Source organism: Paraglaciecola sp. L3A3 (assembly GCF_009796765.1).
Classification (GTDB): domain Bacteria; phylum Pseudomonadota; class Gammaproteobacteria; order Enterobacterales; family Alteromonadaceae; genus Paraglaciecola.
In genome coordinates this window covers 2,583,876-2,596,800 of record NZ_CP047023.1, presented here as the reverse complement: position 1 = coordinate 2,596,800, position 12,925 = coordinate 2,583,876, and the positions used below count along the sequence as shown (strand labels likewise).

Here is a 12,925-nt window from a genome sequence, read left to right as displayed (position 1 = left end):
ACTGTTAAAAAATAGCTCATCTTCAGTTAGCTAATTTAGCTAATAATCATAAAGGCAATTAAATGAAAAAAATTGGATTAATCCCTTTAGTTCTTTCTATGGGTATTGGAAATGTTCAGGCAAATGAACAGGACAATAAACTTATTTCTTTAACGAACAATTCTAGCGCAGTTCAAGGGGGAGAAGAGTTGTTTATACAAGCTTGTGCTGCTTGTCATGCGAAAGATTTAAGTGGCGCTACTGGATTTAATTTAAAAGACGGTGAATGGATCCATGGTGAAGCGCCCTCACAAATATTGACTAATATAAAACAGGGCTTTAACAACGCTGGTATGCCTGCTTTTGGTGCGATGTTTTCTGATAAACAATTACAAGAAGTTACAGCCTTTATCATATCTAAACGAGAAGGTTTAGCTAACTTAACCTTCAAAATATATCAAATGACAGATGAAAAAGATGTGTCTGTCACTGCTGATAAATTAATTAAATCAGGCAGTCTACCGAAAAATCTAATGGATTTTGAAATGCCTGAAGTTAAACATTATGCCCTTGAATTCGAAGGCACTTTGTTTGCACCCAAAGAGCCAAGTAAATTATTTATTGAAGGTTGGAAAATTGCGCCAACAACACTGCATATAGACGGACAAGAAGTTAATAAACCTTTCCCACAAGCTACTACTTGGACACTCAAGCCAGGCAAACAACACGTTAAGTTCCAATATATTGTGGGTGACAACTTTAAACAAGATTGGAAAAAGAATTTAGCCTTGTTTGTTACTAACGAAGATAAAAGTGTTAAATTATTTGGCTTATCGACTCGTAGCGATAAGATAATGAAAGACACTAAAATACTAGTAACGGCAGACATTAAACCTGTTATACAACGTAAAAAAATTCATAACTTACCTACTTACTCCATTTCTGTTGGCTTTCCTGAGAAAATCAATTATGCCTTTAATACTCGCAGTTGTGACGTAGTAGGTGTTTGGACAGGTGATATGTTGAACGTAGGTCCAAATGTTGATGGCCGAGGTAAAGACGGAAGCATAGTTTTAGGTGATTGGTTTATTAATAAAAATGATACCTTTGCCATGCAAAGCACAAGTAAATGTCATTATCAAAAAATGACTAACAAAGGTATACCAGCATTTTTCTTTAATCAAGACGGTGTTGATTACCAATTAACTACATCTAACCAGTCTACTAACGGTCTTTCCTTGAATTACCAAGTGTTATCTAAGTCTGCATCGCCTGTTGTGTTTGACTTACCTAACAATGAGAAAGTGCAGATAACTAGCCAAGATGGCGTTATTAAAGGTAATACGTTAACTATTACTCCTAATAAAACCTCTTTCTCAATTAATGTTTCAAGTAAATAATTTAAGGCTAAACAAATGAACAAAATTACAAAAGCACTAGGCTTATCCTTATTGTTAAGCAGCGCTGTTTCTGTATACGCACAGCAGCCACCTAAACATACTTATAAACCAGATGGTTACAGCATTGTGACTATTGAGACGCCGGAAGATGTGAGGTTTCACGCTACAGGTTTAGACTCAACATCTACCGGTGAAGTGTACGTTGCCACGCGTTTTGGCGATGTATGGAAGCTTGCGGGAGATAAATGGTCTAAGTTTGCTGAGGGCTTACATGAACCTACTGGATTATTGGTCGATGATGACGGTAGCATTGTTGTCGCGCAAAAACCTGAGTTTACTCGCTTGCGAGATACTGATAACGACGGACAAGCAGATGAGTATTCTATGCTTGCCGGTGATTGGGACTTTCATGATAACTACCATGAGTTTACCTTTGGGCCAGTGAAAGATAAAGCCGGTAACTACTACGGTACCTTGAATTTAAGTCATGGTGATCCTGATGCTTTTTCGTTAGGTGCAATGGGCAGTTCTGGTGGTTATCGGGGTTTTGCTTTTAAAGTCAATAAAGACGGTGAGTTCTCACCTTATGCTTGGGGATTAAGATCACCAGCCGGTTTAGGCAGTAGTCCAGAGGGCGAGCTGTTTTATACCGATAATCAAGGTGATTGGGTGCCTACTTCTACCTTCCACTTATTACAAGAAGGTAAGTTCTACGGCCATCCCGTTTCTTTAGCCCAAAGGCCTGGTTACAGTAAAGAGTCGATTACTAACACTGCAGTTGAAGTATTTGACAAAATACGTGAAAAGCCAGTGGCGCTAATTCCTCATTTAGAAGTAGCCAACTCACCAGGTAACCCTGCATGGGATACTACAAAAGGACAATTTGGTCCCTTTGCAGGCCAGATATTTATTGGCGACCAAACTCAATCTAATATCTTTAGAGTACTGTTAGATAAGGTGAACGGCGTCTATCAAGGCGCGGTAATCAACTTTATGAATGGTTTTCAAAGCGGCAATATTCGTAATGAGTTTGATATTAAAGGTCAACTATGGGTAGGTCAAACAGCACGAGGATGGGGCGCTGCAGGTGGCAAACCATTCGGCTTACAAAAAGTGGTTTGGGATGGCACAACTCCTTTTGAGCTACATAATATTAAATTAACTAAAACCGGCTTTACATTAACATTTACCGATAAAGTTGATGTTAATTCAGTTAGTTTAGATAGTTTCTCTGCTCAACAATGGAATTATCATTACAGCGGAAATTATGGTTCACCGAAGATGAACTTAGAAGCTGTAAAACCTAGCAAGGTTAGTTTGTCTGCAGATAAATTAACCGTGACAATTGATATGCCGCTAACCGCTGATAAGTTAGTGCAAATTGATTTTCCAGGTTTAAAAGACATTAATGGCCGTAATGTGGGTGTTGAGAAGGTTTACTACACACTGAATCAATTACGTAAGTAATTAAATTGATTGTTCAACCAATAAAAAAAGGGTTAGCTATATAGCTAACCCTTTTTATTTGCCACTAATTTTTAGTGATGTTCTATGATCGCCACATCAAATGGCGCTAGTTCAGCACTACCTAATACAAAACTGCCTAACTGTGTTGCCGTTTCATCAGGGAAAAATTGCGACTGACTAGAATAATTAAAAATAAAGGTTAAGTTTTCTCTTTGCATCATACGCATATCTTTAGGTAATCTTATGGTGCTTACGCCGACTTGATTCGCAATACTTTCAAAGTAATCTTGTAAAAACTCATCACACGTTAAACTTGCGATATAACTAATGTTGCCTTTTTGCACAACCATAGGTTGATTGCTGCTATCTATGGCTATCACTTGCACGCTTTCGCTTAACTCAAGCTCTTCACGCCAGCGACTACTTTCGTACTGTTTACCGTTAAAGGTCATGCTTTCACTGCAATCAGGACGAATCGTTTCTGTCGTCAGTACTTTTATAGGAATAAGTTGTTGTAACAAACCTGGGCCTAAATTAGGCACTAAGCTTAGTTCATTTGTCTTTGCACCTGCTCTAGGTCCAAAGATTAAATGCGCGCCACTATTTTTGCAGTTATCTACAAAGGCTTGCTCTACAATTGGCAAACATGGTGCAACTACCAAGCTGTACTGACTTAAATCATCTTCAGTCGAGACAAAGTCGACGGCTAGACCTAATTGTCTCAGAGCAGAATAGTAAGCAAATTCTACTTCTAACTGACTGTAGCTGGTTCCTTGGATTTCAATCTCGGTTACCCATTGATTAAGCGTACCGGTAACTATCGCTACTTTAGCTTTGACTGCACTGCCAATTTTTAGATTTGATCGTGCCATCTCTGCATTGAGCTGCTCAACTTCATACCAAGCTTGGGCTTTTGAGTTGTCATTACGTTTTATACCAGCATGCATTTGTTCTTGCGCAAAAGGCGCTTGGCGCCATCTGAAAAAACATACACAATCGGCGCCGTGTGCAAATGCTTGCCAAGACCATAAACGTACCATACCTTTTTCGGGCCGAGGATTATGATGGGCCCAATTTACCGGGCCAGGTTGTTGCTCCATTATCCAAAAGTTTTGCTTACTAATGCCTCGGCTTTGATCAAAAGCATAACTAGCGTAATCAGGATGTCCTGTACGCATATAAGGTTTAAATTTCTCTGCTGGTGCTTCAGCAAAAAACAGATCACTTCGACCAAGTGGATAATTATCATAACTAACAAAATCCAAATTTTTTGCTAGGGCGTGATTATCCGTTTGTGTGTCAGCCATTGGGATAAAATTATGTGTGACCCAACGATTGGGTGCGTGACGTCTAATTACTTTAATCATTTCATCATGAAAATGAATAACTTGATCTGAGCTAAAACGACGATAGGCTAGTTGGTGAGCAGGGTGGGTTTCGGTGACAGCTAAAATAGGCAGTTCAATTTGTGAAAAATCTTGATATTCCATAGACCAAAATACTGTGCCCCATGCACTGTTTAAGTTATCAATATCTTTATATTTATTCTTACACCATTGTTGGAACGCCCGTTTTGCATGTTCTGAACCACTATGGCAAGTATCATGACAAGCAATCTCGTTATCGGTTTGCCAGCCTACAACGTTAGGGTTGTGGCCATAACGTTTTGCTACCACTTCAGAAATTTTTAAGGCTTCGCGAAGATAGTCAGGACTAGAGAAATCATAATGTCTGCGAGAGCCAAACCCTCTGACACTGCCGGTATTAATATCAACAGGTAGAATACTAGGGTATTTATCAATCAACCATTTGGGGGGCGTAGCTGTTGGTGTACACATAATAACTTGTAAGCCTGCCGCTGCGAGTGTATCAATTGCTCTGTCTAACCAATCAAAATGGTAATTGCCAGGCGTTGACTCTAACCGTGACCAAGCAAATTCCCCAATACGCACATAGCGTAAACCTAACGCCTTCATTTCCTGAGCATCTTGTTGCCACATGTGCTCGGGCCAATGTTCTGGATAATAACAAATACCTAACATAATTTTTCTCTAATAGTGTTGTTGGAAGCTAAACTAAGATATGTCTTGTTGTTAGCGCTATTACAATAATGTAACATAAAGTGAAAACAAACGAACTTAAATTGTTTTATTTCGAACAATTTACTGGATTTTTATCGTTATATAATTAATATAGACGCAAATTTTTAACCCATTATTAACTCACGCCAATAGTTGTGCAGATTATTACAACATTAAACTGAAAAATAGTGATTTTATCTCTGTCGTGATTAAACTAAATTCACATCAATGAGGAGCATTTAATGAGCCAACTGCCTAGTTTTGTCCAACTTAATAGCCGAAAAGCAAGTCTAATAGTCGATTGTTTAACCAAGACCCCAAGCATACTTTATTGGGGGAAGGTGCTCTCTGTAGCCAGTTCAGTAGAAATGATTAGACATTTATCCACACGACAAGAGGTAAAGTGCGCCGTTGTGGTTGAGGCTCCAATTTCGTTATCTCCATTAAATGGCCAAGGTTTTACCGGCGCACCAGGGATAGAGATCAACAATCATGATAATGCTTGGTCTTTGGGGGGGGAATTAACCAAAGTAAATCAATGTAATGAGCAGACAGTTGAGTTTGTAAGTGTTGATCAAATTCGTAAAATTGAGGTGGTGCATACATTACACTTAGATAAACAATCTAGTGTGTTAACCGCATCAACTCGTATAGTAAACTTAGCAGTGAAGCCTTTAGATGTGCATTGGTGCGCCGCGCCAACCATTCCAGTACCCGATAGTATTAATAAGATTTTATCGTTTGAAGGCCGTTGGTCAAATGAGTTTTTACGTAATGAAGTTGATTTATTTATGGGCAGCTTTTTACGAGAAAACCGCAAAGGTAAAACCTCTCATGACAACTTCCCTGGAGTTGTACTGCATGACGATAAAACTGATGAACATTCTGGCAATTGTTATGGTTTTCATTTGGGTTGGAGTGGTAACCATAGAACCAGAGTTGAACATCTACCTGAAGGCCGAAATTATGCACAGCTAGGTGAATTACTAATGCCTGGAGAACTAACATTAGGTCATGGTGAGAGTTACCAAAGTCCTAATCTATATGTTAGTTTTTCTGATTCTGGTCTCAGCGAATTATCGCAAAACTTTCATCAGTTTGTACGCAGTAACCTCCTTCGTCCTGAGGTAAAAAACAAACCTAGACCGATACATTTTAATACTTGGGAAGGCTTGTATTTCGACCACGATATGGACACATTAAAGTCGTTGGCTCAGCAAGTTAGTCAATTGGGCGTTGAACGTTTTGTTTTAGATGATGGTTGGTTTAATGGCCGCCGTGGAGATGCTGCAGGCCTAGGCGATTGGTATGTTGATAAAGATATCTATCCTGATGGTTTAGGGCCACTTATTGATCATGTCAACGACCAAGGTTTAGAGTTTGGTTTATGGTTTGAACCTGAAATGGTCAACCCAGACAGTGATTTATATCGTAAACATCCAGAATGGGCGTTGGCAACCGAAGGCAACGAGCAGTTGGAGTTTAGAAACCAATTAGTTTTAGATCTTACCAATTCTGCAGTGATAGATTACTTATTTAAAGTGATCGATGATATTTTGATTGAGTATCCGAAAATTATGTACATTAAGTGGGATAACAACCGAGACTATAACCACCCTGGAAACTTGTTAGGACGGCCAGCAATTCATCAACAAACCCTAGCGTTTTATAAATTAGTTGAAAGCTTAAAAGCGAAACACCCGCATGTAGAAATAGAAAGTTGTGCCTCAGGCGGTGGACGAGTTGACTATGGCGTATTGTCTCATACCGACAGAGTTTGGACTTCAGATTCAAATGACGCGTTAGATCGCTTGTCTATTCAACGTGGCTGTTCTTTCTTTTTCCCTGCAGAAGTTATGGGCGCTCATGTGGGCCCAAGAGATTGCCACATTACAGGACGCCATATCAGCATAGAAATGCGCGCTGCCGTTTCGTTCTTTGGCCATATGGGTATTGAGATGGATCCAAGGGAACTCACTGATCACGAAATAACGGCCTTATCTGAAATAATCAGTTTGCACAAAAAGCATCGTCAACTAATTCATTCTGGTGATTTAGTACGAATGAATGAAAACAAGTTTTCGGTAGATTTTGGCATTGTAAAGCAAGATAAAAGCCATGCTTTATTCGCTTACAACAGTGTAAATGAAGTAAAAAGAACGAACCCTGATAAGTATAGATTCATTGGTTTGGATGACGATAAGAGTTATCAGTTAAATCTTATTTGGCCAACTGATTTAAAAGAATTTTCGCCATCTGTTTTAGCCAAAGTTGAAGGACAAACATTTAGTGGTGAAGTCTTAAAACAATTTGGTATGCAATTACCTGCTTTTTTTCCACAAACATCTCTAATATTTGAATTAAAGCAAGTGTAACATGTGATTTGTAAACGTTAAAAAGCCCTCTTTTTCTAACGACAAAAAGGGCTTTTTGTTTTATTTAACTATTGTAATTAGATTCAATTATATGTGTCTGAACTTGGCTCATCGCTAACACTTCCATCAATTCTGCAGACAATTTTTCATCGGTATATAAGTGATCAACTTGAGTAATGCTACCTTGCTTGACCATAGCACTTTTGCCAAATTTAGAATGATCAGCTGCTAAAATAATACAATCAGAATTATCAATAATTGCTTGGGCTACTTTAACCTCTCTAAAATCAAAATCTAACAATGAACCGTCATTACTGATAGCGCTGATCCCTATAATTCCATAATCCATTTGGAACTGTGAGATAAAGTCACAAGTTGCTTCACCAATAATACCGCCATCTTTATGCCTCACTTCACCCGCAGCGACAATAACAGTAAAATCTTCTTTAGCAGATAATATAGTGGCCACATGAATATTATTGGTGACAATATTTAAGTCCTGATGATTCATCAAAGCACGGGCTATGGTTTCTGTGGTGGTACCTATGTTGATAAATACAGAAGCGCCATTTGGAATAAGCTTAACTAATTCTTTGGCTATGGCTTCCTTCGAATCAAGGTTCATAATTTTTCGAGATTGGTATGAGGTATTAGCCGTAGTAGAAGTATTAGTCGTTTCAGCCCCACCGTGTCGTCGAACAACTAAGTTTATTTCATCTAAGTAATTTAAGTCTCGTCTGATTGTCTGCGGTGTAACATCGAAATGCAGCGCTAACTCGTCAATGCCTACAAATCCTTTGGCTTGCAAATGTTCAACTAAAGCAACTTGCCTTTTATTCTGTGGCATTTTTTATTCCTTAAAACGTTAAATTAGGTATATAGAAAAAATCAAATACATAGTTATTTTAAACGGTACTTCCAATTATTACATCAAAATATTCAAATAAAGTTCGTTTTTGTTCGTATGACGTCGATATTTTGGCATATTTAGATCTGATATATTATTGACATGCTAGATATTTGTTAACTAAATATAGTTTTTTTCTTTTCAAAACAATAGCAATGTTTGATTATGTTAACTCCTTATTTTTATTATATTTACTGACCATATTATAAATATAACTAAAGGTGTATAGATAAATATTGTAACTTTAACTACCCTTATGTTGTTAAATAAATAGTTCAACATGAACCGCAAATGTAATTAAATGAATATTTTTTGTTAAAAAATGTTGATTAATGTTCGTTTTGGTTTATCATCACTTTCATTCAAATTGAGGATTACAAAATATGTCTGGTTTTTTCTTATCCATTGATCAAGGAACCACAAGTTCTAGGGCAATATTATTTACAGAAGAAGGTCAGGTATATGCGAAAGCTCAACAAGAATTTCCACAACTCTTCCCGCAAAATGGCTGGGTTGAACATAACCCCAATGATATTTTGCAATCCGTTTTATCAACTTGTAAAGAAGTGTTACTTAACAGCAAAGTTGATGTGGATAAAGTGCATGCAATTGGTATTACCAACCAAAGAGAAACAACATTGGTTTGGGATCGTACTACCGGCAAACCTATTTATAACGCTATTGTTTGGCAAGACCGAAGAACAGCTGAGTATTGTGAAAGTATCGGCACTAAAGAGGTCAAAGCGCTAATTTGTGACATAACAGGCCTGTTGTTAGATTCGTATTTTTCAGCAACTAAAGTACGCTGGATATTAGAGAATGTTGAAGGCGCTAGAGCAAAAGCTGAAAACGGTGAGTTAGCTTTCGGCACCGTTGATAGTTATCTGCTTTGGCAATTGACTGACGGCAAATCGCACATGACCGATGCCACCAACGCCTCTCGCACCATGTTATTTAATATTCATCAACAATGCTGGGATGAAGAATTGCTAACGCTGTTTTCTATTCCTGCTTCTATGTTGCCCGAAGTAAAAGACTCAGCCGATAACTTTGGTATGACGATGCCGTCACTTTTTGAAAAGATTATTCCTATTTGTGCAGTAGCCGGCGATCAGCAAGCCGCATTATTTGGCCAAGCTTGTTTCGCTCCCGGGATGGCTAAAAGCACCTATGGCACCGGCTGTTTTGTTATGCAAAACACAGGAACTACGCCACTAAAATCTAACAACAAACTATTAACCACTGTAGCTTATCGACTAAATGGTGAAGTAACTTACGCCATTGAAGGCAGTATTTTTATGGCTGGGGCAACAGTTCAATGGCTACGTGATGGACTTAAAATAATATCTCAAGCCAATGAAAGTGACGGTTTTGCCGAGTGTACGCCTCTAGATCATGGTGTTTACATGGTGCCGGCTTTTACAGGATTAGGCGCCCCTTATTGGGATTCAGATGCGCGCGGCGCGATTCTTGGGTTAACTCGAGATTCTGGTATTCCAGAAATAGTCACGGCAGCTTTGCAATCTGTTTGTTATCAAACCAAAGACTTACAACTTGCTATGGAAAATGACGGTTTAAAACCGAATATCTTGCGAGTAGACGGGGGAATGTCTAGTAGTAACTGGACCTTAGCGTTTTTGGCAAATCTATTAAATATTTCAGTTGAACGCCCTGAAATTACTGAAACTACAGCTCTAGGTGTGGCTTATTTAGCAGGGTTACAAGCTGGCATTTATAAAGACAAAGACACGATTGCTAGTCTGTGGAAAAGCGACAAAGTATTTAAGCCAACAATTTCAAACGATTTAAGAGACAAGCTTTATCAAGGGTGGTTAAAAGCCATTGCTAAAGTTAGGCATTAAGTAAGTTCGATAACATAACTGATTTTGACCTCAATTTTATAACCTTTAAGTTTTAAACAACGAAAGCATAGAACTGAGAATAAAACAAAAACGTCTTCTAAGGGGGAGATAATATGAAAGTACACACACAACACTCAAATAAATATACCGCAATAGCAGTAGCGATGGCTACGGCGTTTGCTAGCAGTAACGTTAGTGCGCAAGCAGTGCCTACTGATGAAAATATGGAAGTCATTTCTGTTCGAGGTGTAGTAAGTAGCCTTAAACGCGCAATGGAAGACAAAAAAATGTCGGCTGTTGTTTCAGACGGAATTGCTGCAGAAGATTTAGGTAAATTTCCTGACTTAAACGTAGCAGAATCTTTGCAACGAATTACTGGTGTTTCGATTGATCGAAGCGGCGGCGAAGGGCAAGCAGTTACTGTTCGTGGTTTTGGCCCGCAATTTAATACGGTACTGGTAAATGGTCGCCAAATGGCTACCGATAGTGCTGGGCGAGAGTTTAATTTTGATATTTTAGCCGCCGACCAAATCGTTGGTGCAGATATATACAAAACGTCACAAGCTAGCATGCAAGAAGGTGCCATGGGTGGAACGGTAAATGTTTCTACAGCTAAACCTTTTGATAATACTGGATTTCAACTAGTTGGGTCTGCTAAAGGCGTATACGAAAGTTTGTCTGAAAAAACATCACCAGCGGCCTCTGTTCTAATTAGTAATACCTTTGCTGATGATAGTTTTGGCGCATTACTCGCGATTAGCCATCAACAGCGTGATGTGCAAATTAACCGCATTGAAACAGCTGGCTGGCGTCCAAATCAAACTATTGAAAACTCTAGAGACGGTGTACTTTTCGAAAATGCCTACATTCCTCGCAACTGGGATCAAATCGTTGACCAACAAGAACGCACACGTACTAACGCTAGCTTGGTTTTACAATATGCACCATCTGAAGATGTTACCGTCACAGTTGATGGTTTTGTTTCTAAATTCGAAGTGGATTCAGTCGCTACAGATTTAGCTTCATGGTTTGAACCAGATCGTGTTGGCTCTGCACAAATAGACGAAGCAACAGGTACCTTGCTTTCATTTACCCAAAATATTGGACTTGATGCCCAAGGCAGTGGTAATCCAGCGACCGATTTTGTATCCCATACACGTAATTCAAGAGACTCTACTACACAAGGTTTTGGTGTAAATGTTGAGTGGGCTATTACTGACCAACTAGAAGCGACATTTGATATCTCAACTTCTGATGCAGAGAACGACAGAGCAGGCCAGGATCGTTTTAATGTAGTGGGTATTATTAATGAATTTGAGTTTGACAACACAGGCAGTATTCCTACAGTTCGTCACGATGGTTTTGATAACGGAAGCCTTCCAGACGCTAGTTTATCTCGTTTACATTACAACGAAAAAGGCAACACATTTAGCGATGAAGATGAGGTAACTGAATTCAAAGCAGATTTTGTTTACACTGCCGACAGTGATGTATTCCAAACTGCACGTTTTGGTGCTTATCGTCAAGAGCGTGAAAAGTCTAGCTTCCAAATATTTGGTAGCCAATGTGTTTATTGTGGATATGGCACAGCAGCACCAAATGACGTGATTGAATTTCAAGCGTTTACTGCTAAAAACTATTTCCCTGGCTTAATTGATACCTTTTATTCATATGACGGCGATAAGTATGTCGATTTCTTAGCAAGCGATGGCAACGCAATCGAAACGTCTTTACAAAATAACAGGTATACCATTAATGAAGATATCACTACTTTGTACATGGACTTTACATTTGTACATGATTTAGGTGACATGCCATTGACGGTAAATTTAGGGGCACGATACGCGCAAACTTCAGTTGATGTGTTTGCGGTTCAAAGTTTTATTAGCGATGTAGTAAAAACAACGGATGAAACCTTATTTGCTAATCATTTTGCCGCACCTAATGACATTGTTGGTAGTGCCGACTATGCAAACTTATTGCCTAGTATCAACGTTAAGTTAGATATCCAAGATGATATGGTGTTACGTTTTGCTTCTTACGATTCATTGACTCGTCCAACTATGTCGCAAATGTCACCCGCTACTACCTTTAATGAGCCACGTCGTCAAAACTTGACTGCTCAGGGTGGTAACCCCGATTTAAAACCTTTCACCTCCGAAAACTGGGATATTTCATACGAGTGGTATTACGGAGATGCTAGTTTCTTCACGTTCGCTGTATTCAATAAAGAAGTTGAAAACTTTATTGTTACTACGACAGGCATCGAGACTTACACTATGACAGACCGAATGGGTCCCGATTTTTTATGTAGTACGACTAATACAGCCCTATGTGCAGACGCTAACGTTGCTGATATAGCAGAACTAAATGGTGCTCAAGAAGACTATACAGTCAGCCGTCCTCGCAACAGTGAAAGTGGCACAGTTAGTGGTTACGAAATTGCTGTCACTCATGTGTTTGATAATGGCTTTGGTTTTATCGCCAACGCAACGGTAGTGGACAGTAGTTCAAGCGAAGGTTTTGCACTTGAAGGTTTAGGAGATTCACAGAATATTGTAGCCTTTTACGAAGCCGAAGATTGGCAAGCTCGTATAGCTTTTAATAATCGTGAGTCTTTTTTACGTCTAGTTGATAACGGTAGTACTGGAGAGCCGGTTAACACCGAAACTTATGGTCAATGGGATATCAGTGGTAGCTACGATATCAATGATAACTTCACAGTTTTCTTTGAGGGGATCAACATTACCGAAGAAGAATTAGTACAAACTGGTCGTTTTGCTAATCAAACTTATAACATCGAAGATAACGGTTCTCGTTATGCTATTGGTGTAAGAGCTAAGTTTTAATTAGT

The 12,925-nt window shown here is 38.9% G+C and carries 7 protein-coding genes; 5 read left to right on the top strand and 2 right to left on the bottom strand.

The window, feature by feature from the left end; genetic code table 11:
• Positions 1–62: 62 nt before the first annotated feature.
• Positions 63–1,379, top strand: coding sequence for a cytochrome c (locus GQR87_RS10860; protein WP_158969233.1), 1,317 nt, complete (start codon positions 63–65; stop codon positions 1,377–1,379).
• A 15-nt stretch (positions 1,380–1,394) separates the two neighbouring features.
• Positions 1,395–2,846 (top strand): hypothetical protein, encoded by a 1,452-nt coding sequence (locus GQR87_RS10855; protein ID WP_158969231.1) that lies wholly within the window; start codon positions 1,395–1,397, stop codon positions 2,844–2,846.
• A 71-nt stretch (positions 2,847–2,917) separates the two neighbouring features.
• Here the strand turns inward: GQR87_RS10855 and GQR87_RS10850 are convergent, their stop codons facing one another.
• A complete protein-coding gene (locus tag GQR87_RS10850; RefSeq protein ID WP_158969229.1) occupies positions 2,918–4,888 on the bottom strand; it encodes a beta-galactosidase in 1,971 nt (656 codons plus the stop codon).
• A gap of 281 nt (positions 4,889–5,169) precedes the next feature.
• Between GQR87_RS10850 and GQR87_RS10845 the strand changes: the two genes are divergently transcribed.
• Positions 5,170–7,302, top strand: coding sequence for an alpha-galactosidase (locus tag GQR87_RS10845; protein ID WP_158969227.1), 2,133 nt, complete (start codon positions 5,170–5,172; stop codon positions 7,300–7,302).
• A 64-nt stretch (positions 7,303–7,366) separates the two neighbouring features.
• On the opposite strand, the gene GQR87_RS10840 is transcribed toward GQR87_RS10845, so the two are convergent.
• Complete coding sequence (locus GQR87_RS10840) at positions 7,367–8,149, bottom strand: DeoR family transcriptional regulator (protein WP_158969225.1); 783 nt, start codon at positions 8,147–8,149, stop codon at positions 7,367–7,369.
• A 443-nt stretch (positions 8,150–8,592) separates the two neighbouring features.
• On the opposite strand from GQR87_RS10840, the gene glpK reads away from it, so the two are divergent.
• Both glpK and GQR87_RS10830 read left to right on the top strand, forming a co-directional pair.
• On the top strand, positions 8,593–10,071 hold the full coding sequence (gene glpK, locus GQR87_RS10835; protein ID WP_158969223.1) for a glycerol kinase GlpK: 1,479 nt from the start codon (positions 8,593–8,595) through the stop codon (positions 10,069–10,071).
• A gap of 113 nt (positions 10,072–10,184) precedes the next feature.
• A complete protein-coding gene (locus GQR87_RS10830; protein WP_158969221.1) occupies positions 10,185–12,920 on the top strand; it encodes a TonB-dependent receptor in 2,736 nt (911 codons plus the stop codon).
• Positions 12,921–12,925 lie beyond the last annotated feature (5 nt).

What these genes read in the sequence shown, in the direction of transcription:
- GQR87_RS10860 (WP_158969233.1), top strand. Translation starts at nt 63, where the DNA reads ATGAAAAAAATTGGATTAATCCCTTTAGTTCTTTCTATGGGTATTGGA.
- GQR87_RS10855 (WP_158969231.1), top strand. Translation starts at nt 1,395, where the DNA reads ATGAACAAAATTACAAAAGCACTAGGCTTATCCTTATTGTTAAGCAGC.
- GQR87_RS10850 (WP_158969229.1), bottom strand. Translation starts at nt 4,888, where the DNA reads ATGTTAGGTATTTGTTATTATCCAGAACATTGGCCCGAGCACATGTGG.
- GQR87_RS10845 (WP_158969227.1), top strand. Translation starts at nt 5,170, where the DNA reads ATGAGCCAACTGCCTAGTTTTGTCCAACTTAATAGCCGAAAAGCAAGT.
- GQR87_RS10840 (WP_158969225.1), bottom strand. Translation starts at nt 8,149, where the DNA reads ATGCCACAGAATAAAAGGCAAGTTGCTTTAGTTGAACATTTGCAAGCC.
- glpK (WP_158969223.1), top strand. Translation starts at nt 8,593, where the DNA reads ATGTCTGGTTTTTTCTTATCCATTGATCAAGGAACCACAAGTTCTAGG.
- GQR87_RS10830 (WP_158969221.1), top strand. Translation starts at nt 10,185, where the DNA reads ATGAAAGTACACACACAACACTCAAATAAATATACCGCAATAGCAGTA.